The sequence below is a fragment of the Pseudomonas sp. MC6 genome (assembly GCF_054790575.1).
Map to the genome: position 1 here is coordinate 3,321,600 of NZ_CP186504.1, position 25,546 is coordinate 3,347,145.

Below are 25,546 nucleotides of genomic sequence, written 5' to 3' on the forward strand. Positions count from 1 at the left end.
GGGGAAATCTGAAATGTATCGAAGTCGAAAAACCGGCGGTGTTATGCCGCTTCGCGGCAAAGGCTCAAAAGATCGCAGCGTGCCGCAGCTCCTACATTTGAAATACGTACTCCTGTAGGAGCTGCCGAAGGCTGCGATCTTTTGCTCTTAAGCTTCAGGATCTTTGCCGACTTCGTATTCACGCAGTTTGTTGGCAATCGTCGTATGCGATACCCCCAGCCGCTTACCCAACTGCCGACTGCTCGGATGCTCGGAATACAACCGCTCCAGCACCGCTTTCTCAAAGCGCCCGACAATTTCGTCCAAGCCACCTTCCAGCGAGAAATCGCCAAGCGGCTGACGCACGCCGTAATCCGGCAGCCGAATATGCTCTGCCTTCACCGTGCCGCCATCGCACAGCGAAACCGCCTGGAACAGCACGTTCTCCAGTTGCCGCACGTTACCCGGCCAATGGTAATGACTGAGCCGATCCATCGCCGCCGGCGCCAGTTTCGGCAGCGAACAGCCGATCTGCCGACTGGCCTGATCGAGAAAGTGTTCGACCAGCGGGGTCAAGCCGTCGAGGCATTCGCGCAGCGGCGGGATGTGCAGGGAGAGCACGTTCAAGCGGTGATACAAATCCTGGCGAAACTCACCGCGCGCGCACAGCTCGGACAAGTCCACCTGGGTGGCACAGATCACCCGCACATCCAGATAAACCTCCTCATCACTGCCGACCCGGCGGAAGCAACCGTCCTGCAGAAAGCGCAGTAACTTCACTTGAAGACGCGGACTCATTTCGCCGACGCCGTCGAGAAACAATGTGCCGCCCGCCGTCAATTCCAACAGACCGAGCTTGCCTTCGGCCCGCGCCCCTTCGAAGGCGCCGGGGCCATAGCCGAACAGCTCAGTCTCGGCCATCGACTCAGGCAGGCCTGCGCAGTTGAGCGCCATCAACGGCGACTGCCCGCGCGGACTGGCGAGGTGGCAGGCACGCGCCAGCAACTCCTTACCGGTGCCGGTTTCGCCTTCAATCAATAGCGGCGCATCCAGCGGGGCCATACGCCGCGCTTCACGCACCACGGCGGCCATGACTTTCGAACTTTGGAAAATGCTGTCGAAGCCACGCAGCTCCTGCTTGCGCACGTTGTAGATGCGCTCGCCGACACGGTCGGCGCGGTGCAAGGTCAGCACGGCGCCGGCCATGGCCTCGCTGTCGTCGTGCTCTGATTGCAGTGGCGCGATGTCAGCCAGAAAGATGTCGCCCTTGACCTTGACCCGCATGCCATTGATTCGCGATTTGTTCGCGCGCACCAGTTCCGGCAAGTCGAAATCTTCGGCGTAACGCGACAGCGGAATACCCGGCACCTCATCGACGCGCACCCCGAGCAACTGAGCGGCCGCGCGGTTGGCAGCGACGATCGATCCGCCCATGTCGATCGACAGCACTGGAAACTCCAGCGCGCCGAGCAAGGCATTCAACTCCATGTGCCGTCGTTCGCTGGGCATCAGCCCTACCCGCTTGACGCCAAACACCCCGGCGATCGCCTCGAACTTTGGACGAAGCGCCTGGAACTGGATATTGATCAGGTTCGGGCAATGCAGATAGATCGCATTGCCGTGCTCGCCACCGACCTCACCGCGCGCGACGTTGATGCCGTAGGCCACCAGCAGGTTGAGAATGTCGCGCAGGATGCCGATGCGGTTCTGGCAGTGGACTTTGATGCGCATATAAATCGCCCGAATAAACGATGAAGAACCTGTAGGAGTGAGCCTGCTCGCGATGGCTTTGGGTCAGTTGATATTGATGCTGACTGATACACCGCTATCGCGAGCAGGCTCACTCCTACAGGGGGACCGCGCCAGACTTTTCTGTGGCGGCACGCAGATAGTTGTCAAGATTATGTGACAGCCAACCGCCTTTTCAAACCCATGAATCACTGCAAACGCGAGATATCCGCCAAACCGTAACGATAACTTTACGAATTAAAGAGAAATTTCCTACGCACAGGCCATTCAACCTGCTGCACATCAACCCGCTCTCAGGTAATTCTGAATCCATCGCTGGACATAACAAGAACGAATTCCCCTAGCAGGAGAGCAGTATGAAGCAGACGCAATACGTGGCCCGCGAGCCCGATGCGCAAGGTTTTATCGACTACCCCGCCGAAGAACACGCGGTGTGGAACACGCTGATCACTCGCCAGTTGAAAGTGATTGAAGGGCGTGCCTGCCAGGAGTATCTGGACGGTATCGAAAAACTCGGTCTGCCCCACGACCGCATTCCGCAACTCGGCGAGATCAACAAAGTGCTCGGCGAGACCACCGGTTGGCAGGTCGCCCGCGTTCCGGCACTGATCCCCTTCCAGACCTTTTTTGAACTGCTGGCCAGCAAGCAATTTCCGGTCGCGACCTTTATTCGTACCCGCGAAGAGCTGGACTACCTGCAAGAGCCGGACATTTTCCACGAGATCTTTGGTCACTGCCCGCTGCTGACCAATCCGTATTTCGCCGAATTCACCCACACCTACGGCAAGCTCGGCTTGCAGGCGACCAAGGAAGAACGCGTTTATCTGGCGCGTCTGTACTGGATGACCATCGAGTTTGGTCTGGTCGACACCCCACAAGGCAAACGCATCTACGGCGGCGGCATTCTGTCTTCACCGAAAGAAACCGTTTATTCGCTGTCGGACGAGCCTGAGCATCAGGCGTTCGATCCGCTCGAAGCCATGCGCACGCCGTATCGCATCGACATCCTGCAACCGCTGTACTTTGTCCTGCCGAACCTCAAGCGTCTGTTCGATGTGGCCCATGAAGACATCATGGCCATGGTTCGCCAAGGCATGCAGCTAGGTCTGCACGCACCGAAATTTCCGCCGAAACCGAAAGCCGCGTGAACCGCGACTTTTGCTGACAATTGAGCCTGTCAGTCGCCGCCACTTTGGTTTAGCGTGACGGCATTGACGGCTCCAACGCTTTAATAAAAAAAACACACTCGATTTCAGGAATACACCATGTCGACTTTGAACCAAGCCCACTGCGAAGCCTGCCGCGCCGATGCGCCACAAGTCAGCGACGAAGAACTGCCGATCCTGATCAAGCAGATCCCTGACTGGAACATCGAAGTACGCGACAGCATCATGCAACTGGAGAAGGTCTTCCTGTTCAAGAACTTCAAGCACGCGCTGGCGTTCACCAACGCTGTCGGTGAAATCTCCGAGGCCGAAGGTCATCACCCGGGCCTGCTGACCGAGTGGGGCAAAGTCACCGTGACCTGGTGGAGCCACTCGATCAAAGGCCTGCACCGCAACGACTTCATCATGGCCGCGCGCACTGACGAAGTGGCCAAGACTGCAGAAGGACGCAAGTAATGCATTTCGACGCCATCGGCCGGGTACCCGGCGACCCGATCCTCGGCTTGATGGAGGCGTATGCGCAGGACAGCAACCCGCGCAAATTCGACTTGGGCGTTGGCGTCTACAAGGACGCTCAGGGCCTGACACCGATCCCGGAAGCGGTGAAAATCGCTGAAGCGCGCCTCGTCGAAAGCCAGGACACCAAGACCTACATCGGTGGCCACGGCAACCCGCTGTTCGGCAAAGTCATCAACGAGCTGGTGCTTGGCGCCGACTCGAAGCTGATCGCCGGACAACGTGCCGGCGCCACCCAGACCCCGGGCGGCACCGGTGCCCTGCGTTTGGCGGCTGACTTCATCGCCCAGTGCCTGCCGGGCAAAGGCGTTTGGCTGAGCAACCCGACCTGGCCGATCCACGAAACCATTTTCGCCGCGGCCGGGGTCAAGGTCAGTCACTACCCATACGTGGGCAGTGACAACCGCCTCGACGTCGACGCCATGCTCGCGGTGCTCAACCAAGTGCCGAAAGGTGATGTGGTGCTGCTCCACGCGTGCTGCCACAACCCGACCGGTTTTGACTTGAGCCATGACGACTGGCAGCGCGTGCTCGATGTGGTGCGCGCGCGCAATCTGCTGCCGCTGATCGACTTTGCCTACCAGGGCTTTGGCGATGGTCTGGAACAGGATGCGTGGTCGACCCGCTTGTTCGCGGCAGAGGTGCCCGAGCTGCTGATCACCAGCTCCTGCTCGAAGAACTTCGGCCTGTACCGCGACCGCACCGGTGCGCTGATCGTCTGCGCAAAAACCGCCGACAAGCTCATCGACATCCGCAGCCAACTGGCCAACATTGCCCGCAACCTGTGGTCGACGCCGCCGGATCACGGTGCGGCGGTGGTCGCGACCATCCTCGCCGATCCAGAACTGAAAGCCCGTTGGGCCGATGAAGTGGAAGCCATGCGTCTGCGGATTGCGCAACTGCGCAGCGGTCTGGTCGAAGCGCTGGAGCCGCACGGCCTGCGTGAACGCTTTGCGCACATTGGCGTGCAACGCGGGATGTTCTCTTACACCGGGCTGTCGCCGGAGCAAGTGAAACAACTGCGCGAGCATCACAGTGTGTACATGGTCAGCTCGGGCCGGGCTAACGTCGCCGGTATCGACGCCACCCGCCTCGCCCTGTTGGCCGAAGCCATCGCCAGCGTCTGCAAATAATCAAAACACCGCAGTACCCCTGTAGGAGCTGCCGAAGGCTGCGATCTTTTGATCTTGCTTCTAAAGCGGGATCAAAAGATCGCAGCCTTCGGCAGCTCCTACATTTGTTTTGTGGTGACCTTTCGTTTTTGCCCTCCCCTGCGGCCATCTGTCGCATTAATTTGAATTAAAAGTCTGATTGTCATTTTTCCTGCTGTATCCTGCGCAGGCTTTCAAGAAGCGCGGATCTACCAGATCTATCAACAGACTTAGCGAGGAGCGCAACCATGCACGAGATTCCTAATCTCCCCTTCCCAAGCCTGCACGTACCTGAGCAGACGACCACGCAACAAGCCGGCGCGGGGCAACCCGAGCCGAAAGAAGCCGTTGAGAGCCGCCCGGCCGACAACGAAGAGTAAGACCCGTCGTACAGACCGTGTGGAAAGCGCTAACATGCGCTTTCCACACTGCCTGAACCCCGAGCCCGCCATGACCGACGAATTCTCCGAAAGCCAAGCTGCCGTCCTGATCGGCGCCACCGAGAAAATGATCGAGATCTGGAACCGTCTCTCGCCCGAGAAACAAGCCGCCCTGCTCGCCCGTTTCGGCAGCGAAGAAAATGCCCTGGCGGCGCTGGTCACCACACAACTGGTTGCCCCGGCCAAATCCTGAAGTAGCCTCCCGGCAAATAGTTTTACTTTTCCCGCCCCAGATCCGTCCGCGCCGGTATCATAAGCAGCCTATCTAATCTGCCGTTCCCGTGGATCGTTACCCATGTCATCCTCTATGCCAGAACCCCAGCGCCCCCTGGCGGTCACGCTGCAAGTCGTCTCCATCGTCCTCTTCACCTTTATCGGTTACCTGAACATCGGCATTCCGCTCGCGGTGTTGCCGGGCTATGTGCACAGTGATCTAGGCTTTGGCGCGGTGATCGCCGGTCTGGTGATCAGCGTGCAATACCTCGCCACCCTGCTCAGCCGTCCGTACGCCGGCAAGATCATCGACAACCAGGGCAGCAAACGCGCGGTGATGATTGGCCTCGCCGGGTGTGGCCTGAGCGGTGTGTTCATGCTGATTTCGGCGTGGACACCGAACCTGCCGATGCTCAGTCTGATCAGTCTGTTGATCGGTCGTCTGGTGCTGGGCAGCGCTGAAAGCCTCGTGGGTTCCGGCTCGATTGGCTGGGGCATAGGCCGGGTTGGCGCAGCAAACACCGCCAAGGTGATTTCCTGGAACGGCATCGCCAGTTACGGCGCACTGGCGGTCGGCGCCCCGTTCGGCGTTTGGCTGGTCGGCCAATTGGGTCTGTGGAGCATGGGCGTCAGCATCATCCTGCTCGCCGCGCTGGGCCTGTTGCTCGCCTGGCCAAAAACCCCGGCACCGATTGTCGCCGGCGAACGCCTGCCGTTCATGCATGTGCTCGGTAAGGTGTTTCCCCATGGCTGCGGTCTGGCGCTGGGCTCGATCGGCTTCGGCACCATCGCCACCTTCATCACCCTGTATTACGCGACCCAGCATTGGGACAACGCCGTGCTGTGCCTGAGTTTGTTCGGTGCCAGCTTCATTGGTGCGCGCCTGCTGTTCGGCAACCTGATCAACCGCCTCGGCGGCTTTCGCGTGGCGATTGCCTGTCTGTCGGTGGAAACCCTTGGTCTGCTGCTGTTGTGGCTGGCGCCGGACGCACATTGGGCGCTGGCCGGTGCGGCGTTGAGCGGGTTTGGTTTCTCGCTGGTGTTCCCGGCGCTGGGTGTGGAAGCGGTGAATCTGGTGCCGGCCTCCAGTCGCGGCGCAGCCGTCGGTGCTTACTCGCTGTTCATCGACTTGTCGCTGGGGATCACCGGGCCATTGGCCGGGGCGATTGCGGCGGGATTCGGTTTTGCCTCGATTTTCCTCTTCGCCGCCCTCGCCTCGCTAAGCGGATTGGCACTGAGCGTGTATCTGTACAAGCACACCGCCAAGTATCGCGAAGACTAGAAATCCACCTTGCCGCGCCCGGCCTTGATACTGCCGCGCTTGGTTTTCGATTCGAGTCGGCGCTTCTTTGAGCCGAGGGTCGGCTTGGTCGGACGGCGTTTCTTTTCGACTTTGGTCGCGCTGAGAATCAGCTCGACCAGACGCTCCAGCGCATCGGCGCGGTTGGCTTCCTGCGTGCGGTATTGCTGGGCTTTGATGATCAACACGCCGTCGCTGGTGATGCGACTGTCACGCAGCGCCAGCAGCCGCTCCTTGTAGAACTCGGGCAACGACGAGGCCGGTATGTCGAAGCGCAAGTGCATGGCGCTGGAGACCTTGTTGACGTTCTGCCCACCGGCGCCTTGCGCGCGGATGGCGGTCAGTTCGATCTCGGCATCCGGCAGATGCACGTTGTTGGAAATCACCAGCATGGAAAAACGTCCGTAATCAGAACGCGCAGGATACCGCGAAACAGACCCACAACCTGCTGAAGATCCACTGCAGACCTTCGCCTGTTCACGCTGAGGTCAGTGCAATCGCCATCGATTTGGCAGAAATCGATCAGCCGCCCAAGTGCGCAACTTCTTGCGCACCTGCCTTCGAAAAAGCGCCCGCCAATCGCCTGCAGCCAACGTCACACGGGCCCTGTAGCCGAGTGCGCAAGAAGTTGCACAGCACTGCGCAACTTCTTGCGCACTTTGACGCGGTTTCCCACAGCAAAAATCGATTTATCCCGCAGACACACGGCGCAAACCCTTGCCGCGTAATGGCCATATAGTGGCTGGCACGGATTTTGATATCAAATCGGCACTAACGCGTGCTGAACGCAGGCAGGAAAGACAGGGTTGCTCGCCGAGCCAGCCATCCTCGGTCAAAGGAATGACGTAATGAAAGACGCAATTCGCTTGGGCGACTCCACCACTCACGGTGGCAAAGTCCTCGAAGCCTTCTCCCGCACCGACCTCAACGGCAAGCCGATTGCCGGGGTCGGGCACAAGGTCAGCTGCCCGTTGTGCAAAGGGGTTTTCCCGATTGCCGAGGGCAGCAGCACCTACACCGTCGATGGCATACCCATCGCACTGGACGGCATGAAAACCGCCTGCGGCGCCGCACTGATCGCCAGTGGCCCGAAAGGCGCTGTCGTCAGCTAATCCCGTTTTTGACTTTGATGCGTACCTCTGCGAGGCGGCTTGTTGTCGCCCGCTCGTTGAGGTCTTCAATTTTTGCCCGCGAAGCCCGGACCTTGTCGCCGGGTGAGATGACGTAATGACCACTGAAACTGCTGTCGCAAAACGTGAGCCCCAAGCTGCCATCGTTCCACTCAATGCCATCGACGTTCAGGACGTCGCCAGCAGTGCAGCGGCTTTCGATGCCTGGCTGCAATCCGCCACCGATGGTGTGGTTACGCTTGACCGGATCAAGAACTACGCCGGTTTCTTGCCGGTGGTCGGCAACATCATGGCACTGGTCGATGCGCTGAGTGACATTGTCACCCTGTCGGACGCCAAGCAACGCGACTTGCTCACCTGGGCCAGCCTTGGCATCAACCTGATCGGCGTCTTGCCGTTGCCGCCGTCGATGGCAGCGGCGCGCATGACCCTGCGGCCGACGCTGTTTCTGGTACGTCAGGAGATGAGGGCCAGCGGCAAGTTGTTGCTCAGCACTTCCGTGATCGAGGTGCTGGTCGGTCACCTGAATGCCTCGATCATCGGCACCCTCGATGACTTTGTTGAGCAAGCCAAAGGCAAGTTACCGGGGATTCTGGCGGACGCTGGCAAGCTCGGCGAACAAATCATCAACGAGATTGCCACCGGTATCGAAACAACAGCCCTTGGCCGGCTGGATGCCAAGGGTGATCTGGAGGAAGCCAGCGCAAGAGCAAGCGTCGGGCGCGGCCAACTGCTCAACGACCCCCTCGCGACGGCCGACAACTTTTTAGCGGCCGCCAACAGCGCCTTGAAAGCGGCAGGCAAAGGGATGGTCAACAGCGTCGCGCAGAATCTGCTGCCAAACGATCTCCAGAAACAGATCACCACCGAGACCGGCAAACTGCGCGCGATGGGCCCGGAACTGCGCACGCAGTTGAGCAAGCTCGACGATAAAAATGTGCAGAACTCCATCGGCTGGCTGCTGCAGATCCTCTCCAGCGCCGTGACCCTGTGGCGCAAGCGCAATGCCCATGGCCAGAACGCCGCGGTCCATACGGAGAAGACCGGTAAGGCCACCCACACGGCAGCGGAAGGCGAATTGGGTGTTAACAACAAGCAAGCCCCAGCGAAAAGCGCGCCCAATCCGGAGAAAGGTCCCTGTAAATGCGCCACTGAATACAGCATCAACTTTGCCCTGGGTTCGGAAAGCCTCAGCCATACCGATTTCAGCCTGCCCGGCCCCTTCCCGATCGAATGGACGCGCACCTACAACTCGCGCCTCGATGCCTACGATCAGAGCGAACTCGGCGCTCGCTGGATCAGCGAATTCACCACGCGTTTCGACTGCGTGGACGATGGCCTGACGTTCTACAGCGCCGACGGCCGCGACCACAGCTATCCGTTGCCTAAAGTCGGCCTGTTCCACTACGACGCCATCGAAAACATCACTCTGGTCCGCAACAGCGAAGATCAGCTGTTGCTGTGCCGTGGTTTCGAACGCAAAGAAACCTACGTCCGCCGTGGCCAGCGCTTTGTGCTGAGTAACATTTCGCTGCGCAACGGCGCCGGAGTGATGCTGCATTACGAGCATCGTCACGGCGAACACTCCCTGCTCTCCGACCTGATCACCTATCAGGAAAACGACTTCACCAAAGTCCATTTGCACCTCGGCACGATGCTCGACGATCACGGCCGGTTTATCGGCCTCTGGCAGATCGTTGACGGCGAACCGCTGCGCCAGCTCTGCGCCTATCAGTACGACACCTGTGGCGACCTGATTCAGGCGCAGGACGAGAACGGTGCAGTCTGGTCGTATCAGTTCGAGCATCACCTGATTACCCGCTACACCGACCGCACCGGGCGCGGCATGAACCTGCAGTGGGATGGCCAGAGCGCCAAGGCCAAAACCGTGCGCGAATGGGCCGACGACGGCAGTTTCGACACGCGTCTGGAGTGGGACGAAAACATCCGCCTGACCTACGTCACCGACGCGCTCGGCAACGAGACTTGGCACTACTACGACATCCTTGGCTACACCTACCGCATCCGTTACGCCGATGAGCGTTCGGAATGGTTCTTCCGCGACGAGGCCAAGAACATCGTGCGCCGCGTCAATGCCGACGGCAGCACTGATCGCTACAGCTACGATGAGCGCAGCAACCTGCTCGAACACATCCGCGCCGATCACACGGTGATGCATTACGCCTACGATGATCAGGATCTGCTGATCAAGATCAGCGATGCCGAGGGCGGTCAGTGGCAGCGCGCCTATGACGATCAAGGCAACCTGGTCGAAGCGCTCGATCCGCTGGGCAACAAAACCGAATACGCCTACAACAAATCCGGCCAGCCCACCGCGATCAAGGACGCCAACGGCAACGAAAAAACCCTCGACTACAACGACGCCGGGCAACTGGTCGAGTACGTCGATTGCTCGGGCAAAACCAGCGCCTGGGACTACAACGAACTCGGGCAGATGATCTGCTTCACCGACGCCGCCGGAAACGCCACCGAGTACGAGTACAAGGCCGGCCAGCTAGTGCGGATCAAGCACCCGGACAAGACCGAAGAGCGCTTCGAGCGCGACGCCGAAGGTCGGTTGTTGGCGCACGTTGATGGACTTGATCGTTGCACCACGTGGAGCTACAGCGCCGCCGGTTTGATCGCTGAACGTGTCGACGCAGCCGAACAAACCCTGCGCTATCGCTGGGACCGTCTCGGACGGTTAACGGCTTTGGAAAACGAAAACGAACAACGAGCGCACTTCCACTACGACCCGGTCGGTCGTCTGCTCGAGGAACGCGGTTTCGACGGCCGCAGCACGCGCTATCAGTACGACCCACTCACCGGCCGCCTCGCGCAATCGATCAATGGCCAACGCGTCATCTCTTTGAGCTTCGACCCGATGGGCCGCTTGACCGAGCGTCGCGCCACTCTGGGCGACCAGTCGCAAAGCGAAACCTTTGCCTACGATGGCAACGGCAACCTGGTGCTGGCCGACAACGCCGACAGCCGTCTGCAATGGTTTCACGACCCGGCCGGCAATCTGCTGCGCGAACACCAGCATTATCTCGGCCTGGAAAAACCCACCGTCGCGATCTGGCAGCACGAGTACGACGTACTCAACCAACGAGTCGCCAGCGTGCGCCCCGACGGCCACCGCGTCAGTTGGCTGACTTACGGCAGCGGCCACCTGCTGGGCCTGCGCCTCGATGAACACGAACTGATCGGCTACGAGCGTGACGACCTGCACCGCGAAGTCGCCCGCCATCAAGGCAACCACCTGCTGCAAACCCAAAGCTGGGACCCGGCCGGCCGCTTGCAGGAACAGTTGCTGGGACGCAGCGACGACAAATCCACCCTGCTCAAACGCGAGTACAGCTACGACGCCGCCGGCCAACTGACCGACATCAACGACAGCCGCCGCGGGCCGCTCGCCTATCGCTACGATCCGGTCGGCCGACTGCTCAGCGCCACCACACGTCAAGGCGTGGAAACCTTCGCTTTCGACCCGGCCGGCAACCTGCTCGACGACAAGGCGACAGAGATTCGCCGCCCACTGGACCTGACCCCACCACGCAGCAAACTGGTCGACAACCTGCTGCGCGAATACGCCGGCACCCACTACGACTACGACGAACGCGGCAACCAGATCCAGCGCTGGCACAACGGCCAACGCAGCGATCTACAGTGGGATTTGTTTGATCGACTTGTGCATTTCGAAGACCCGCGCCTAAGCGTGGATTTCGCCTACGACGCACTGGGACGCCGCCTGCACAAAAAATCCCGCGCGCATTACAAACAACGTCCTGAAGCAGGTTCCCTCTGGAACAGAAACGAGCACGCGCGCAAACAACGCGAACTCGGCTGCGGCTTCACCTTGTACGGCTGGGATGGCGACAACCTCGCCTGGGAAAGCAGCCCAGCGCAAAGCGATGGTGAACCGGGTCGCACGGTGCACTACGTCTTCGAACCGGGCACTTTTGTCCCTGTGGCACAGGCTGTACGGCACGCGCCAATCGATCTGATTGGGCTGCCGGATTACAGCGGTGAATACAGCCTCGATGAAGACCCGGTGTGGAATCACAAGGCAACGGCTTTACCGTTTGATGCGTTGGCCTGGTATCAGTGTGATCACCTCGGTACGCCGCAGGAGTTGACGGACTCGCAAGGCAACCTCGCTTGGACCGCGCAGTACAAGGCGTGGGGACAGGTGACGGAGCAGCGTTCGGAGTGGGCGCGGCAGCATGGCGTGATGAACCCGATACGGTTCCAGGGGCAGTATCACGATCATGAGACGGGGCTGCATTACAATCGGCATCGGTACTATGATCCGGGGGTTGGGCGGTTCATCAGTAAGGACCCAATAAGTTATGAGGGTGGCATAAATATTTATCAGTATGCCCCGAATCCTATGGGGTGGGTCGATCCTTTAGGATTGGCAGCCCACAGAGGACGTATTCAAGCTCAAGGTGCCAAGCTTGAAGAGTCTGTCGCATGGAACCAAGATACGCCTCTGACCGCTAGCGACGCTAAGAAAAAGCTTGAGGAGTTGAAAGGAAAACTCAATAAAAAAGACCTCGCAGCCCGACAGGATGCATTCAAGAAGGCGGACAAATATATTGACAATGCGGCTAAGTGCGGCGGAGCGGATGCGCATATCAGTCAGACGTTCAAGGTAAAAGATACCAAAAGTGAGCGCGTTGATATCGAAGTAATTACTGGCAAAGCATTTGTGGAGTAGAGAAATGTTTGATGACTACCTGAGCAACAAAGACAGCTATTTTCAACTAGAGCAGGATTTTTATAAATTCTTTTATCTAGAGGTTCAGAAAAACGAAGTCGCTAGTGAAATATTCAAGGCGCCTTTTTACAATACATTCTTTTCAAACGGCACGCCGTTCATGGATGGAAATCCAATTTTTTCTGTAAGAAATGAGGTGAATGGCCAGATTCTTAGAATAGTATTAGACGAGGAGGTTGATGAGCTTTCCTCGTATCAAGACAAAGAGGCGGGATGTGAGCTTGTTATATTCGGAAATCTCTCCTTGATGGATGAAATAAAGAAAATGATTTCCGCGTGGATCAAGGCGCAACAACTCTTCTAGTATGATTTCTACTGATTTCCATCAACTTTTTGAGTTGCTCATAGAGAGATCGGGTAATCTTCAGCCAAGTATTTTTGGGTTGGACAGCTTTTCCGAGTCGGATTTCATAAGCGCCGGTTTTGAACTGATCGGCGATCCGAATGGTTTTCATTCTTTCGAGAAAGCATACGACGTTCCTTATTTTCGTAGAAAAATAACGGTAGTGTTCAAGCAGTATTTTTTTGCGCGTGAGAGTTTGGGGGGAGGTCTTGGTATTGCAGGTGGGGTAAGGCTGACATCGCTTTTGAGAAAACAGCCATTTGCTACATCAATGGGGCATGTCGATACGAATCTTATGGTGTTCTTTTTCTTCGAGGATAAAAGTGATGGGGCACTGATTTTCGATGAAAAAATCGTCATAAGGTTTGACCAGTGGTCCAAGCGCAATTCTTATATGGTTTCAACAGTAGAGTGTGATTTTGATAATGTGCAGTTCAATGAAATAGCAAAGAAAGCGGTTCGCGAAACGTTTGAACCGTCCACTCACGATTCGATGATCAGAGATGCAAAGCAACGAGGCTGCTCACGTGCGTTTAATCGTTTGATTGAAAAGCTTTAGCTCGACATGCACATGCGGTAAACCAATGGAGACTCCAGGCCGGCCAGCGCCTGGGGTTGAGGAATGGAGACACCTCTCAGAATCGTGGCATCCCAGTACCACCAGAAGTCGACAAACGATTCAGCGCAATGAAAAAAGACCGTTAATGCAGATCGCTGCCTAAGCCTGGACGCTCCCAATGCACCCGCTGATCGAACTTCCCGAGACTCTCCACCCACTGTTCCTGGCTGCCGGTTGGCCTGTGCCCCATATCGAGCCATTGCCGGATTTCGTCCCGCGCGAGCATCCGGCCGCTGCTCTGCTCGAACAACTGGCCGACCTGACCGTCGGCACCTGCGGCACAGGCGAAGACTGCGCTACCAGCGATGTAGCGTTTGGCGCCTTTGAACACCTGTATGGAGATGAAGACTTCTTGGCTTGGCAGCAACGCTTGGGCAGCACCTTGGTGAACATCGCCGAAATTCATCATGGCCACGCTGCACTGTTGATGGACGAAAAAGGTCGCTGCTACGCCTTGAGTTTCATTCATGACGGGTTCTGGTTGCAGGGCAGAACTTTTGTCGAGGCGATGGAAAATCTAGTGTTTGGGCACAAGTGCGGTGAGCAAGTGGCGCTAGCCACACCGGGCGCCGTGCCAGTTGTTTAGATCCCTCTGCTTTTTGCACCGATCTAAAAACGCTTCCAATTTAACATGCCTATTATTCAGGGATTGAAGCCTCACTCCATCTTAAAATAGCCGCTCACGGACTCACGAGCGCCTCTGGACTCTGCACCGAACTCCATCTCCATTTCGAGTATCATCTCCCCCCTTTGCCCTAAAGACCTCAATGCAGGAAGCATAACCATGACCAACAAAGCAGTTATCGTATTCAGCGGCGGGCAGGACTCCACCACGTGCTTGATCCACGCCCTGACCCACTACGATGAAGTCCACTGCATCACGTTCGACTATGGTCAGCGTCATCACGCGGAAATTGAAGTGGCGCAGCAGCTGTCGAAAAAGCTCGGCGTGACCGTGCATAAAACGCTGGATGTGTCCTTGCTCAATGAGCTGGCCATCAGCAGCCTGACACGCGATAACATTCCGGTCCCGACCGTTAACAGCTCCGGCGAGAGTCTGCCAAGCACCTTCGTTCCGGGACGGAACATTCTGTTTCTGACCCTTGCCTCTATCTATGCCTATCAAGTCCAGGCCAAAACGGTCATTACCGGTGTCTGTGAAACCGACTTCTCGGGCTATCCCGATTGCCGGGATGAATTCGTCAAGGCGCTGAATAAAGCCCTTGAATTAGGCATGGATTACAAGCTGCAACTGGATACGCCATTGATGTGGCTGAATAAGGCAGAAACCTGGGCCTTGGCTGATTACCACCATCAACTGGATCTGGTTCGCGAAGAAACACTGACTTGCTACAACGGCATCAAAGGCACTGGATGCTCCGATTGCGATGCCTGCAATCTTCGCGCAAAAGGCTTGAATGAGTTCCTGAACAATAAAGTACAGGTGACTCAACGCTTGAAAGAGAAACTAGGCTTAAAGTAATACTGCAACAACAAGCGCTCACTCAAGCATGCCGAGTGAGCGCCCTCCTCTCTTTATTGCGTTTGCGCACCCGTCAGGTACTTCTTGAACAATGATCTTGCACCGTAGGCCGGCAAGATATTAAAGAAAGCAAAACCTACCTTGATTGCGATCTGAACGTAGATCATGCCCAGTATCGCGCTATTTTCCATCGTTCCGTAAAACGCGATATAGCAGAACAGAAAACTGTCGATGATCACAGCAAACAATGTGCTTAAAAACACTCGCAAAAACAGAAACCTGGAATTTGTCAGCTCTTTAATCTTGCACAACAGGTACGAGTTTATGTTCTCGGAAACCAGAAACGATATAGAAGACGCTACCAGAACTGCTGATAACTGACTGATAACATCATTATAAGCGCCATCGAGTTTCCAACCCGGCAGACCCGGAAGATGGGTAGTGATGGCCAGCAGAATGATAATCGCGGCGTTGCTGATGAACGCGAACAGGATCGCTTTTCGCGCGAGCCTCAGGCCAAACGTTTCGTTAAGCAAGTCGACGATCAGGAATGTCAGCGGGTAGAGGAAGGTGCCCGGCGTTACGACAATATCGAAATACTCGAGGTAGATCGGTTTTGTCGCAGCAATACTGGTGAAAATGTAAAGCGTGAACAGCATCAGGTTCAGGATGATATAGATCATCCAGGAACTCTCATGGCGGTCATTTATTTCGTAAGCGGTGAGTGCTCCGCCCTGGGAGTAAAACTTCTTGTAGAGGTTTTTCACTTCGATCTTATTCAGATTATCCATAATCTCACTATTCAAAACTTCACTTAGCTTTATTTTAATTATTTTGCCTGTCGCGATGACCATGATGACGGCCAGGCTTTTACCATTTTCGAACCCCAGCAACTTGTACTTGCTGTTTTCAACGTCAACACTGCAATCCATTAAATCGTTCCTCGATTACATCTCCGATCACGCATACACGATCCGTATCAAAGCTGCCTTCATGGCTTATAGATAACTTCGTTGTGATTTTGTCATACACCAGCTTTTCCCTGTCGCTGGTCGATGCTCCTTTCTGCACGATCAATAGATCGCCGGGTTCATTCATGCCACTGATTTCATTTTCCAGAAGTACGCCAATCAGGTTAAAGGACGCGCCAAAATAGTAAGTCAGGGGATAAATAGTGGCCAACTCGCCAATTCTTTTATCCAGACTTTGCAGCAGCATACTTTCCTTGATGACAGGCACCGCCGCCGGATTCATGTTCCCCTGTGGCGAAATACTGCTTTCGATGATTTCCTTCTCTTCAAAATCAATCGTCTCTATTTCTTCGTAAGACACCCCGAAGAAATCAGAAATCTTGCGCACAGTGGACTGCTGGACATTGACCACCTTGCCTTCAAGGATGTTGTAGATGGTCGTTCGGGTCAAACCACTGGAGTTGCACAAGGACAGTTGCGTCTCCCCGCGACTCTTTATCAGGTATTTGATGTTGTTCTTCAGATTCTCCGATCTTTCTCTTCTGTGCATCACATGCTTATCATCCATTTTTAACTGCAATCAATGTCACGCCCCGAATGATCATTCCGGACATACACAAGTGAGGTAGGAAATTGCAGTTATATCCCTGTCAGTGCCGCGCAGGATCATAGCATTCTCCCTCCCTGGGCTCGGTATAAAAAGTCAGCTTTCACAGGCTGCTTCCGCCAACATGCGGGGCTTTCAGCCTCGCTAATGACTCGTCAGTTCCTGTCCACTTCCACCCTTGGCCTGAAAATCGGCTCCGGGCAATGCCTGTTTTACACCCGACGCGACTACAAAAAGAATCATTTTCTTTGAAGAATGTTCATTTTTTTGATTAATTCTGTGGCGTTCCTCACTGAAAAATCTATGATGCGTCAATCCGGCGTCGCATTCTCAAGAGTGAAAGAACGAAAAACCGGGAGGCCTGTACAGGGTTTAGTTTTGCACGCACAGCGGTCAAAACACGGATTCGCCTGTACAGATCTGGCAAGCAAGGACATGCGCAAATCACGCAAAACCAGGGAAGGAATCAAGCAATGGCCGTCATTACTGAACCGCTCAAGAACCAGGCTGACTTGCTGCGACGCGGCCTGGCGGATCTTCGCGCAGAAGACGCCGAACTGGCGGCAATTCTCGACGCTGAAATCACGCGTCAACAGCACACGCTTTCACTGGTCTCCTCCTCCTGCGCAGTCCAGCCGCGAACCTTGGCGGCCTCCGCCTCTGTGCTGGTCAACGTGACCGCAGAAGGCATGTCCGGCAAGCGTCACAGCGCTGGGTGCGAAAATGTCGAGCTGGTCGAATCGCTGGCCATCCGCCGGGCGCGGCAACTGTTCGGCGCGCAATACGCCAACGTGCAGCCACACTCAGCGTCGAACGCCGTTTACCAAGTGCTCACGGCCTTGCTTGAGCCCGGCGATACCTTGCTGGGCATGGCGGTGGAACACGGCGGTCATCTGACGCATGGCAGCCTCGCCGCGTTTTCCGGCGCCTACTACAAGGCGATCCAGTACGGCACGACAGCAGACGGTCTGATCGATTACGACAAAGTGCGCCTGCTCGCACTCGCCCATCGCCCACGCGTCATCCTCTGCGGCGCCAGCGCCTATTCGCGCGAAGTGGACTTCAAGCGCTTTCGCGAAATTGCCGATGAAGCCGGGGCCATCCTGCTCGCCGACATTTCGCATATCGCCGGGCTGGTCGCCACCGGGCGCCATCCAAGTCCGATCGACGCCGCCCATGTCACCGTCACCTGCACGCACAAGCAACTCGCCGGGCCTCGCGGCGGAGTGATTCTCAGCGGTGCTGATGCGAACACCAAGATTCCCGGTTTGCGGACCACCTTCAGTCGCCTGCTTGATCAAGCCGTTTACCCGCGAATGCAGGGCGCGCCTGCTGCCAACATGATCGCTGCGAAGGCTGCAGCGCTGGGTTATGCAATGTCCGCAGCATTCGACGCCTGCATGGCGCAGATCCGCAGCACGGCCGATGAAATGGCCAAAGCGTTTCAGGCCAAGGATTATGAAGTGGTTGGCGGCTGCAGTGAAAACCATACGGTGCTGATTCGCTTGCGGGGTGGCATCACGGGAGCTATCGCGGAGGCGGCGCTGGGGCACTGCGGGATCATCGTCAACAGACATCGCGTACCCGACGATCACCGTTCGGCACTTGTCACCAGCGGGCTTCGAATCGGCACGGCTGCTCTGGCGCAACGCCGGGTCGATGTCCACGGCAGCCGCCAGATCGTCGATTTGATCGTGCGGATTCTGAACACGGTGGCGCCGCTCGGCGAACAGGATTACACCCTGGAGCCCTTGCTCCTTGCGCAGTTTCGCTCAGAGGTCGAAACCCTGTGCAGGGACTATCCTTTCGCCGACTATCAATAGCGCTTCAACATTTGCATCCATAAAAAAACCCGGCACTCAGGCCGGGTTTTGTGTTTCTGCGTCAGCGCTTACTTGGCAGCACCTGCCGCGTGCACGGCCTGCTGCGCACCGCGCTTGTTCTTGATCACGTAGCAAACCCACATGAACACCACCCACAGCGGAATCGCATACACCGAGATCTGAATGCCCGGGATCAGCAGCATCACACCAAGGATGAACGCAACAAACGCCAGGCAGATGTAGTTGCCGTACGGGTACCACAGCGCCTTGAACAGCGGCGTCTGCTGGGTCTTGTTCATGTGCTGACGGAACTTGAAGTGCGAGAAGCTGATCATCGCCCAGTTGATCACCAGCGTTGCAACCACCAGCGACATCAGCAGTTCCAGCGCGTGTTGGGGGATCAGGTAGTTGAGCAGCACCGCAACCAGTGTCACAGCAGCCGAAGCCAGGATCGACCGCACCGGCACGCCACGCTTGTCGATCTTCGCCAGACCTTTCGGCGCATCGCCCTGCTCGGCCATGCCCAGCAGCATGCGGCTGTTGCAGTAGGTGCCACTGTTGTACACCGACAACGCAGCAGTCAGGACCACGAAGTTGAGGATGTGCGCGGCGGTGTTGCTGCCGAGCATCGAGAACACTTGCACGAACGGGCTGCCGCTGTACGAGTCGCCGGACGCGTTGAGGGTTGCCAGCAGACTGTCCCATGGCGTCAGCGACAGCAGGATCACCAGTGCACCGATGTAGAAAATCAGGATCCGGTAGATCACCTGGTTGATCGCTTTCGGGATCACGGTTTTCGGTTTGTCCGCTTCAGCGGCGGTGAAACCGAGCATTTCCAGACCGCCGAAGGAGAACATGATGATCGCCATGGCCATCACCAGACCGCTCACCCCGTTCGGGAAGAATCCGCCGTGCGACCACAGGTTAGTGACCGACGCTTGCGGGCCGCCGTTGCCGCTGACCAGCAGGTAGCTGCCGAGCGCAATCATGCCGACGATCGCCACGACCTTGATGATCGCGAACCAGAACTCGGCTTCACCGAAGACTTTGACGTTGGCCAGGTTGATCGCGTTGATCAGCACGAAGAAGGCTGCCGCAGAGGCCCAGGTCGGGATGTCCGGCGCCCAGTAGTGGATGTATTTGCCGACCGCAGTCAGCTCCGACATGCCCACCAGAATGTACAGAATCCAGCAATTCCAACCCGACAGGAAGCCGGCAAAGCCGCCCCAGTACTTGTGCGCGAAATGGCTGAAGGAACCGGCCACCGGCTCTTCGACGATCATCTCGCCGAGCTGGCGCATGATCATGAAGGCGATGAAGCCGCAGATGGCGTAGCCGAGGATCATCGACGGGCCGGCGGATTTCAGTACCCCGGCCGAGCCGAGGAACAATCCGGTACCGATCGCGCCACCGAGGGCGATCAGTTGAATATGGCGATTTTTCAGGCCGCGTTTCAGCTCGCCTGATTGCGAGGGTTGTCCACTCATGAAAAAGGTCTCACGCAAGGTTTGATGGTGTTCAGTAGACGTTGCTGCAAGGTTGCGATTTCAGGCAGCCCCGATCAAACCCCAGCGCAGGCACCAGGAGTTCAGCTTGTTTACAACGGTCATGCGTCACCTGTTTGTTTTTATCTGTGACGAAATCGAACCCGAAACGCTTGTGGCGCAACGGAGTGAACAAGGCGGATAGCCTTGAGATTTGCGCGATTACGCAGAGGGTCACAGTTAAAACGCGGCGCATTGTACACCGCTAACCCCCTGCTGCCAGACCCCGCTGGATCAGCGTGTCGGTTGCCGGGATTGCGTGTGTCCGCCTCGAGACACTCGAGCGGCTGCAAAAATTGAGTCAGGCCTTTGCAGGCCATCGGCATGGACGAGGAAAAAACCGTCCCACGGAGAGAGGTGGAGATCAGTCACGGCGTTCATTGCGCCTCCTTCTTGTTATGCACCTGCACGACAGGCATGGGGCGCATATCACCCTGCAAACGCCGCTGAAACAAGCGCGCCAGAGCCCTGCCCAGCCCGCGGCGGAGCAGGCTGCGGCAGGTTTTCCTTACAGCGGCCATGGCGGGTTGGATTCACTCAGGTTTACCGGGTTTTTCGTAAATATTTATTTACAATGCGTAACGCAAAGTTTCCATTTCAGAAATATCTGTCAGACGTCTGCAAATTGACGGTCGCTAGCTTGCTAATGAAACGCGCTATTTAGTTTTTTGTTTTCAAATAAGAAAACTTACGCTGAAAAACAGAATAAAAAGTCTATTTAAAAATTAAATGAATAATTTTTTGCATTACAAAAAACTCTGAACTAGGTTCTTCACGTCTTGCCGGCCACCTCGACCGGCCAGTCACAACCGTGAAAGTCATCTAGGAGATCGACCATGCAAGCACTGGAAAAAGACTTGGATACCGAACTGCAACTGGACGAATGGTTTGAAGCACCGACCCATGAGGCAGCAGTGGAAATGATGCAAGCCGATGCGGTAGTTCCGTTCGGCACGGCGATGTGGCCTCTGTAAGACATCCCCGGGCAGGCACGATCCGGCCGGTCGTGCCTGCCGCTTTCTTCACGGTCAGTCAGGGAGGACTCATGGATAAGCCCCGCGCGATCTCGCATTTCCTTTACTACCTCGAACATCACCCTGCCCTTGCCGGCCTCGACTCGGCGAAGGTATTGCTCGGCCACACAGCTGATTACCAAGCGCTGACCGGCGCCATCGCCGAACAGGCTGGCGATCATCCACGCTTCCAATTCAGTGCCCGACGCCTGGACCTGGAAAGCACCACAGCGCTGACCTCGGCTATCACCGACAGCGATCTGTACATTTTCTTCTACGACTCTTCCACCCTCCCCAACCCACGCCCCGACGGCCCGGAATTCGTCCGCGCGCTGCAAGGCGTGATGGCAGAAAACTGGAAAAAGTCGCTGCTGTTCAAGGATTACGGCGATTATTTCTACGACACCTTCAGCGTCACGCCGCAGCGGATTGCCGGCCTGAACAGCCACTTGATCCAGCGTATGTCCCAAGCGACCACGCTGAGCTTCAAGGACGATGAAGGCTCATGGTTTGAAACACCGCTGAGCAGCATCAAGAAGTGGACTGACATCAACGGTGTCGGCAACTTTGACTTGGCGCCCGGTGAGATCGCTACTCACAGTGAGGAAATCAACGGCCATGTGAAGTTCAAGGGCACATTCCTCAGCACCATCCCGTTTGCGCGCAAATACGGCGTGCTGGAATCACCGCTGGAACTGTGGATCGAGAACTCGACCATCAGCCGCATCGCCACCGAGGTGCCGGGGCTGGAGCATGATTTCAACAAGTACTTGGATGCGAATCCGTCGAACCGGCGGATTGAGGAGTTGGGGATTGGTACCAATGAAGGTGTGAAGGATCTGTATGCGCGCAATGCCGGGTTTGAGGAACGGCATTGTGGTTTGCACCTTGGGTTGGGTGGTGGCGCCAAGGGTAGTCATCATCTGGATCTGATCTTTTCTGGCGGGGTATTGGCGCTGGATGACAAGCCGGTGTTTGATGGACGGTTTGTGTTCTGACTTTAAGCTTTGTGTTGATGCCACCGACGTCATCGCGAGCAGGCTCACTCCTACAGGGGAACGCATTTCAAATTGTAGGAGTGAGCCTGCTCGCGATAGCAATCTCTCAACCACTACAACTCTTTCGCCAGACGAAAAAAAACGCCAACCCTGAGATTGGCGTTTCTGCTTTGGCTTGAAGCTTGCCGGTAGAAGCTCACACCTGCCTTATTCCGGCTTTTTACGACCGAAACCCGGACGCTGACCGGAACCGGCCGGTGCGCCACGGCGCTTGCCCGACGGCTTGTCGCCGTCAACCAGCTTGATCCCCGGACGCTTCGGCGCAGGCTTGGCCGGGCGCTTGTTGGTGGTGTCCGCTGGACGATCCGCCACAGGCGTGCCACGACCGGCAGGTGCACCACGTTCGCCACGCTCGGTGCGACCGTTGGCCGGACGCGGAGCGCGCTCGCCGTCACGGGCGGCAACTGGCTTGCGACCTGGGCGCTCGCCTTCGATCTGCGGCTCACGGCTCGGGCGTGGGCCAGTCGGCGCGCCAGCAGCCGGACGCAACGTGCGTACGCGCTCGGTCTTGCCCATCGGACGCGACGATTTGCGCTGCATACGCTCAAGCTTGTCTTTGCTCTTGGCGTTCAGTTGCGGCATCGCTACCGGCGTCAGGCCGACTTCAGCACTGAGGATGTCGACTTCGTACTGGCTCATTTCGCGCCAGCGGCCCATCGGCAGGTCGGAGTTGAGGAACACCGGGCCGAAACGCACGCGCTTCAGACGGCTGACCACCAGACCTTGCGATTCCCACAGACGACGAACCTCACGGTTACGGCCTTCCATCACCACGCAGTGGTACCAGTGGTTGAACCCTTCGCCGCCCGGTGCCTGTTTGATGTCGGTGAACTTCGCCGGGCCGTCTTCCAGCACCACGCCAGCTTTCAGACGCTCGATCATTTCGTCGTCGACTTCACCGCGTACACGCACGGCGTATTCACGGTCCATCTCGTAGGACGGGTGCATCAGGCGGTTGGCCAGCTCACCATCGGTGGTGAACATCAGCAGACCGGTGGTGTTGATGTCGAGACGACCGATGTTGATCCAGCGACCTTCTTTCGGACGCGGCAGCTTGTCGAACACGGTCGGACGGCCTTCCGGATCGTCACGGGTACAGATCTCGCCATCGGATTTGTTGTACATGATCACGCGGCGTACCGATTCGGCCGCCTCTTCACGCTTGATGACCTTGCCATCAATGGTGATGGCGTCGTGCATGTCGACGCGCAGACCGAGGGTGGCGTCTTTGCCATTGACCTTGATCCGGCCCTGGCTGATCCAGGACTCCACGTCACGGCGCGAGCCGACGCCGATACGGGCGAGGACTTTCTGCAGTTTTTCGCCTGCGGGGCCGATTTCCTGGTCGTCTTTCTGAATGATGTCGCTCATCTGGGCACCTCCCGGTGTGGTCTGTTCAGGCGGCGCCTGAAGCATTGAAATCTGGGTTCTCGGCCGAAGGGATCGGCGAAGGGTCGCGAATCATACGCGGATGTGCGCCGTCGCGCATCAGAGACTAGCTGATCGATCGACAGTTATTTCTTTTTCCGCCGACCGGCGCCACCGAGTTTGATCAGGCGCAGCGCAGCTTCGGCCAGTACGCTGCGCTTGTCGTCCTTGTCGAGTTTCTTCCAGGCTTTGATTTCGCGCTTGCTGCGACCGCAGCCGAGGCAGATGTCGTCGCTGAATTTGCAAACGCTGATGCACGGGTCTTTGGTGGAACTCATCGCAGTCTCCAGAAACACACAAATCCCTGTAGGAGTGAGCCTGCTCGCGATAGCGGTGTGTCAGTCGACATCTTCTTGGCAGATACACCGCTATCGCGAGCAGGCTCACTCCTACAGGGGATCGCGGTGGTTTTGAGGGCGGCTCAGTCTTCGAATTCGCGGCGTTCGGCTTCGATGGCTTCGGCCAGGGCGCGGGCTTCGGCTTCTTCTTCGCTTAGCTCCGGTTCAGGTTCTGGCGCCGGTTGCTCGAGGGCGGCGACGGCGGCCAACAGCTTTTCGCGGGCCTCAGCGACACCAAGAATGTCCTCGTCCGGTTCGGCTTCGGGCTCGGCTCCAAGTTCAACTTCGATGGTTGGCTGGGCGATCTGCGGCTCAGGCTCAGTCTCGATTTCTGCTTCAGGCGTCGGCGCCTCACCATCCGCCGCATCCCGCAGCAAGTCGTCGAAGTCGGTCTTGATCCCCTCCTCCATGCTGTCCAGCTCCAACAGCAAGGTGTGGAAACTGGTCTCTTCCTTCTCCTCCTCCGGCTCGGCGCTGGCGTCGGCAAGTTCCTGCAGGCCCTGCGGCACCGGGGCGTCGTCGAAATCGAGTACCGGGTCGGTTTCCATCTCGCGCAGTTCGGCCAGCGGCGGCAGGTCTTCGAGATTTTTCAGGTTGAAGTGATCAAGAAACATCTTGGTGGTGGCAAACATCGCCGGTTTGCCCGGCACGTCGCGGTAACCAACGACGCGAATCCACTCGCGCTCCAGCAAGGTTTTGACGATGTTGCTGTTCACCGCCACGCCACGCACGTCTTCGATCTCGCCCCGAGTAATCGGCTGGCGATAAGCGATCAGCGCAATGGTTTCCAGCAACGCACGGGAATAACGCTGCGGGCGTTCCTCCCAGAGTCGGCCAACCCATGGCGAAAACTTCTCGCGAATCTGCAAGCGATAGCCCGACGAGACTTCTTTGAGCTCGAACGCGCGGCCTTCGCAGGATTTGCCCAACAGGGTCAGGGCTTTCTTGAAAACCGCAGGCTCGGGCCGTTCGCCTTCTTCAAACAGTTCAAACAGGCGCTCAAGGGATTGCGGCTTTCCCGAGGCCAACAGAAAGGCTTCAAGCAGGGAGGCCAGCTCGCGGGGTTCAGTCAGGTTCATGTTTCGACTCGTTATTCGGCTCGGGCTCGCACGTGGATCGCGGCGAACGGCTCATTCTGCACCAGCTCGACCAAGGATTCCTTGACCAGTTCAAGGATTGCCATAAAGGTCACCACCACACCCAGCCTGCCCTCTTCGGCAGTGAACAACTCGACGAACGGCACAAAACCGCCGCCCTTGAGCCGTTCCAGCACATCGCTCATGCGCTCGCGGGTGGACAATGCCTCGCGGCTGACCTGGTGGCTTTCAAACATATCGCCACGGCGCAGCACTTCGGCCATGCACATCAAAATCTCTTCCAGCGCGACATCCGGCAACAGCTTGCGCGCGCGGGCTTCCGGGGCGTCGAGCTTGGGCACGATCACGTCACGACCGACCCGGCTCAAGCCGTCGATACCTTCGGCGGCCGCCTTGAAGCGCTCGTATTCCTGCAAGCGGCGGATCAGTTCGGCGCGCGGGTCGTCTTCTTCGTCTTCGACGGTTTCGGCGCGCGGCAGGAGCATGCGCGACTTGATCTCGGCGAGCATCGCGGCCATCACCAGATACTCGGCGGCCAGCTCCAGACGCACCGACTGCATCAACTCGACATAGCCCATGTACTGACGGGTGATTTCCGCCACCGGGATGTCGAGGATGTTGATGTTCTGTTTGCGGATCAGGTACAGCAGCAGGTCAAGCGGGCCTTCAAACGCTTCGAGAAAGACTTCCAGTGCATCCGGCGGGATGTACAGGTCGAGCGGCATTTCCATGACCGCCTGGCCATAGACCATGGCAAACGGCAGCTCTTGCTGAGCGCCGGCCTGGGGATCGACA

At 57.3% G+C, this 25,546-nt stretch carries 24 protein-coding genes; 15 read left to right on the top strand and 9 right to left on the bottom strand.

Features of this window, described 5'->3' with window-relative positions; translation table 11 throughout:
- Positions 1-147: 147 nt before the first annotated feature.
- A complete protein-coding gene (locus ACOYXE_RS14825) occupies positions 148-1,710 on the bottom strand; it encodes a sigma-54-dependent phenylalanine hydroxylase transcriptional regulator PhhR (RefSeq protein WP_007920121.1) in 1,563 nt (520 codons plus the stop codon).
- Positions 1,711-2,084: 374 nt separating this feature from the next.
- On the opposite strand from ACOYXE_RS14825, the gene phhA reads away from it, so the two are divergent.
- The 6 genes from phhA (at position 2,085) to ACOYXE_RS14855 (ending at position 6,496) form a co-directional block, all read left to right on the top strand.
- Entirely contained in the window at positions 2,085-2,876 is a 792-nt protein-coding gene (phhA, locus tag ACOYXE_RS14830; RefSeq protein ID WP_007920123.1) for a phenylalanine 4-monooxygenase, read from the top strand.
- Between the two features lie 117 nt (positions 2,877-2,993).
- Positions 2,994-3,350: a 4a-hydroxytetrahydrobiopterin dehydratase gene (locus ACOYXE_RS14835; protein WP_003222798.1), complete on the top strand. Its 357-nt coding sequence runs from the start codon at positions 2,994-2,996 to the stop codon at positions 3,348-3,350.
- Positions 3,350-4,543, top strand: coding sequence for an amino acid aminotransferase (locus ACOYXE_RS14840; protein ID WP_460926198.1), 1,194 nt, complete (start codon positions 3,350-3,352; stop codon positions 4,541-4,543). The genes ACOYXE_RS14835 and ACOYXE_RS14840 overlap by 1 nt, the downstream gene beginning before the upstream one ends.
- Before the next feature lie 266 nt (positions 4,544-4,809).
- On the top strand, positions 4,810-4,941 hold the full coding sequence (locus ACOYXE_RS14845) for a hypothetical protein (RefSeq protein WP_016987951.1): 132 nt from the start codon (positions 4,810-4,812) through the stop codon (positions 4,939-4,941).
- Between the two features lie 70 nt (positions 4,942-5,011).
- On the top strand, positions 5,012-5,194 hold the full coding sequence (locus tag ACOYXE_RS14850) for a hypothetical protein (protein WP_025113527.1): 183 nt from the start codon (positions 5,012-5,014) through the stop codon (positions 5,192-5,194).
- Between the two features lie 114 nt (positions 5,195-5,308).
- Complete coding sequence (locus ACOYXE_RS14855) at positions 5,309-6,496, top strand: MFS transporter (RefSeq protein WP_174244495.1); 1,188 nt, start codon at positions 5,309-5,311, stop codon at positions 6,494-6,496.
- Here ACOYXE_RS14855 and arfB read toward each other — a convergent pair.
- Positions 6,493-6,906, bottom strand: a complete 414-nt coding sequence (gene arfB, locus ACOYXE_RS14860) for an alternative ribosome rescue aminoacyl-tRNA hydrolase ArfB (RefSeq protein ID WP_007920134.1) — start codon at positions 6,904-6,906, stop codon at positions 6,493-6,495. The two genes, ACOYXE_RS14855 and arfB, sit on opposite strands and share 4 nt — an antisense overlap.
- 456 nt (positions 6,907-7,362) lie before the next feature.
- Between arfB and ACOYXE_RS14865 the strand changes: the two genes are divergently transcribed.
- From ACOYXE_RS14865 to queC, 6 genes are all read left to right on the top strand, one after another.
- Positions 7,363-7,626: a PAAR domain-containing protein gene (locus ACOYXE_RS14865; RefSeq protein ID WP_405122107.1), complete on the top strand. Its 264-nt coding sequence runs from the start codon at positions 7,363-7,365 to the stop codon at positions 7,624-7,626.
- Between the two features lie 115 nt (positions 7,627-7,741).
- A complete protein-coding gene (locus ACOYXE_RS14870; RefSeq protein ID WP_460926200.1) occupies positions 7,742-12,367 on the top strand; it encodes an RHS repeat-associated core domain-containing protein in 4,626 nt (1,541 codons plus the stop codon).
- Positions 12,368-12,371: 4 nt separating this feature from the next.
- Positions 12,372-12,731 carry a hypothetical protein gene (locus ACOYXE_RS14875; RefSeq protein WP_460926201.1) on the top strand — a complete coding sequence of 120 codons (360 nt, stop codon included), beginning with the start codon at positions 12,372-12,374 and terminating at the stop codon, positions 12,729-12,731.
- A gap of 1 nt (position 12,732) precedes the next feature.
- The gene (locus ACOYXE_RS14880; RefSeq protein WP_460926202.1) at positions 12,733-13,329 is read left to right on the top strand and encodes a hypothetical protein; all 597 of its coding nucleotides are present in this window, start codon (positions 12,733-12,735) and stop codon (positions 13,327-13,329) included.
- A 178-nt stretch (positions 13,330-13,507) separates the two neighbouring features.
- On the top strand, positions 13,508-13,975 hold the full coding sequence (locus ACOYXE_RS14885) for an SUKH-3 domain-containing protein (protein ID WP_460926203.1): 468 nt from the start codon (positions 13,508-13,510) through the stop codon (positions 13,973-13,975).
- A 198-nt stretch (positions 13,976-14,173) separates the two neighbouring features.
- Positions 14,174-14,872 carry a 7-cyano-7-deazaguanine synthase QueC gene (gene queC / locus ACOYXE_RS14890; protein WP_007919656.1) on the top strand — a complete coding sequence of 233 codons (699 nt, stop codon included), beginning with the start codon at positions 14,174-14,176 and terminating at the stop codon, positions 14,870-14,872.
- Positions 14,873-14,925: 53 nt separating this feature from the next.
- Here queC and ACOYXE_RS14895 read toward each other — a convergent pair whose 3' ends face one another.
- Together ACOYXE_RS14895 and ACOYXE_RS14900 are read right to left on the bottom strand one after the other, a co-directional pair.
- Entirely contained in the window at positions 14,926-15,804 is an 879-nt protein-coding gene (locus ACOYXE_RS14895) for a queuosine precursor transporter (protein WP_016987923.1), read from the bottom strand.
- Entirely contained in the window at positions 15,788-16,393 is a 606-nt protein-coding gene (locus ACOYXE_RS14900; RefSeq protein WP_160060061.1) for a helix-turn-helix transcriptional regulator, read from the bottom strand. The genes ACOYXE_RS14895 and ACOYXE_RS14900 overlap by 17 nt, the downstream gene beginning before the upstream one ends.
- 530 nt (positions 16,394-16,923) lie before the next feature.
- Between ACOYXE_RS14900 and ACOYXE_RS14905 the strand changes: the two genes are divergently transcribed.
- Positions 16,924-18,273 carry a serine hydroxymethyltransferase gene (locus tag ACOYXE_RS14905; protein WP_460926204.1) on the top strand — a complete coding sequence of 450 codons (1,350 nt, stop codon included), beginning with the start codon at positions 16,924-16,926 and terminating at the stop codon, positions 18,271-18,273.
- Between the two features lie 68 nt (positions 18,274-18,341).
- On the opposite strand, the gene ACOYXE_RS14910 is transcribed toward ACOYXE_RS14905, so the two are convergent.
- A complete protein-coding gene (locus ACOYXE_RS14910) occupies positions 18,342-19,760 on the bottom strand; it encodes an amino acid permease (RefSeq protein ID WP_460926205.1) in 1,419 nt (472 codons plus the stop codon).
- Positions 19,761-20,653: 893 nt separating this feature from the next.
- On the opposite strand from ACOYXE_RS14910, the gene ACOYXE_RS14915 reads away from it, so the two are divergent.
- Together ACOYXE_RS14915 and ACOYXE_RS14920 are read left to right on the top strand one after the other, a co-directional pair.
- Entirely contained in the window at positions 20,654-20,791 is a 138-nt protein-coding gene (locus tag ACOYXE_RS14915; protein WP_003222780.1) for a hypothetical protein, read from the top strand.
- 71 nt (positions 20,792-20,862) lie between these two features.
- On the top strand, positions 20,863-21,828 hold the full coding sequence (locus tag ACOYXE_RS14920; RefSeq protein ID WP_160056716.1) for a M29 family metallopeptidase: 966 nt from the start codon (positions 20,863-20,865) through the stop codon (positions 21,826-21,828).
- A 207-nt stretch (positions 21,829-22,035) separates the two neighbouring features.
- Here ACOYXE_RS14920 and rluB read toward each other — a convergent pair whose 3' ends face one another.
- From rluB to ACOYXE_RS14940, 4 genes are all read right to left on the bottom strand, one after another.
- Positions 22,036-23,259 carry a 23S rRNA pseudouridine(2605) synthase RluB gene (rluB, locus tag ACOYXE_RS14925; RefSeq protein ID WP_460926206.1) on the bottom strand — a complete coding sequence of 408 codons (1,224 nt, stop codon included), beginning with the start codon at positions 23,257-23,259 and terminating at the stop codon, positions 22,036-22,038.
- Between the two features lie 143 nt (positions 23,260-23,402).
- Positions 23,403-23,594: a DUF1289 domain-containing protein gene (locus ACOYXE_RS14930; RefSeq protein ID WP_160056714.1), complete on the bottom strand. Its 192-nt coding sequence runs from the start codon at positions 23,592-23,594 to the stop codon at positions 23,403-23,405.
- Between the two features lie 143 nt (positions 23,595-23,737).
- A complete protein-coding gene (scpB, locus tag ACOYXE_RS14935; protein WP_160056712.1) occupies positions 23,738-24,733 on the bottom strand; it encodes an SMC-Scp complex subunit ScpB in 996 nt (331 codons plus the stop codon).
- Between the two features lie 11 nt (positions 24,734-24,744).
- A complete protein-coding gene (locus ACOYXE_RS14940) occupies positions 24,745-25,443 on the bottom strand; it encodes a segregation and condensation protein A (RefSeq protein ID WP_172828192.1) in 699 nt (232 codons plus the stop codon).
- Positions 25,444-25,546: the final 103 nt, after the last annotated feature.

Excerpts from the sequence above, each read along its gene's own strand:
- ACOYXE_RS14825 (WP_007920121.1), bottom strand. The coding sequence starts at position 1,710 with ATGCGCATCAAAGTCCACTGCCAGAACCGCATCGGCATCCTGCGCGAC.
- ACOYXE_RS14930 (WP_160056714.1), bottom strand. The coding sequence starts at position 23,594 with ATGAGTTCCACCAAAGACCCGTGCATCAGCGTTTGCAAATTCAGCGAC.
- ACOYXE_RS14835 (WP_003222798.1), top strand. The coding sequence starts at position 2,994 with ATGTCGACTTTGAACCAAGCCCACTGCGAAGCCTGCCGCGCCGATGCG.
- ACOYXE_RS14895 (WP_016987923.1), bottom strand. The coding sequence starts at position 15,804 with ATGGATTGCAGTGTTGACGTTGAAAACAGCAAGTACAAGTTGCTGGGG.
- scpB (WP_160056712.1), bottom strand. The coding sequence starts at position 24,733 with ATGAACCTGACTGAACCCCGCGAGCTGGCCTCCCTGCTTGAAGCCTTT.
- ACOYXE_RS14885 (WP_460926203.1), top strand. The coding sequence starts at position 13,508 with ATGCACCCGCTGATCGAACTTCCCGAGACTCTCCACCCACTGTTCCTG.
- ACOYXE_RS14840 (WP_460926198.1), top strand. The coding sequence starts at position 3,350 with ATGCATTTCGACGCCATCGGCCGGGTACCCGGCGACCCGATCCTCGGC.
- queC (WP_007919656.1), top strand. The coding sequence starts at position 14,174 with ATGACCAACAAAGCAGTTATCGTATTCAGCGGCGGGCAGGACTCCACC.
- ACOYXE_RS14865 (WP_405122107.1), top strand. The coding sequence starts at position 7,363 with ATGAAAGACGCAATTCGCTTGGGCGACTCCACCACTCACGGTGGCAAA.
- rluB (WP_460926206.1), bottom strand. The coding sequence starts at position 23,259 with ATGAGCGACATCATTCAGAAAGACGACCAGGAAATCGGCCCCGCAGGC.
- ACOYXE_RS14845 (WP_016987951.1), top strand. The coding sequence starts at position 4,810 with ATGCACGAGATTCCTAATCTCCCCTTCCCAAGCCTGCACGTACCTGAG.
- ACOYXE_RS14920 (WP_160056716.1), top strand. The coding sequence starts at position 20,863 with ATGGATAAGCCCCGCGCGATCTCGCATTTCCTTTACTACCTCGAACAT.
- ACOYXE_RS14875 (WP_460926201.1), top strand. The coding sequence starts at position 12,372 with ATGTTTGATGACTACCTGAGCAACAAAGACAGCTATTTTCAACTAGAG.
- ACOYXE_RS14880 (WP_460926202.1), top strand. The coding sequence starts at position 12,733 with ATGATTTCTACTGATTTCCATCAACTTTTTGAGTTGCTCATAGAGAGA.
- ACOYXE_RS14915 (WP_003222780.1), top strand. The coding sequence starts at position 20,654 with ATGCAAGCACTGGAAAAAGACTTGGATACCGAACTGCAACTGGACGAA.
- ACOYXE_RS14910 (WP_460926205.1), bottom strand. The coding sequence starts at position 19,760 with ATGAGTGGACAACCCTCGCAATCAGGCGAGCTGAAACGCGGCCTGAAA.
- ACOYXE_RS14900 (WP_160060061.1), bottom strand. The coding sequence starts at position 16,393 with ATGCACAGAAGAGAAAGATCGGAGAATCTGAAGAACAACATCAAATAC.
- ACOYXE_RS14905 (WP_460926204.1), top strand. The coding sequence starts at position 16,924 with ATGGCCGTCATTACTGAACCGCTCAAGAACCAGGCTGACTTGCTGCGA.
- ACOYXE_RS14870 (WP_460926200.1), top strand. The coding sequence starts at position 7,742 with ATGACCACTGAAACTGCTGTCGCAAAACGTGAGCCCCAAGCTGCCATC.
- ACOYXE_RS14850 (WP_025113527.1), top strand. The coding sequence starts at position 5,012 with ATGACCGACGAATTCTCCGAAAGCCAAGCTGCCGTCCTGATCGGCGCC.
- ACOYXE_RS14855 (WP_174244495.1), top strand. The coding sequence starts at position 5,309 with ATGCCAGAACCCCAGCGCCCCCTGGCGGTCACGCTGCAAGTCGTCTCC.
- arfB (WP_007920134.1), bottom strand. The coding sequence starts at position 6,906 with ATGCTGGTGATTTCCAACAACGTGCATCTGCCGGATGCCGAGATCGAA.
- phhA (WP_007920123.1), top strand. The coding sequence starts at position 2,085 with ATGAAGCAGACGCAATACGTGGCCCGCGAGCCCGATGCGCAAGGTTTT.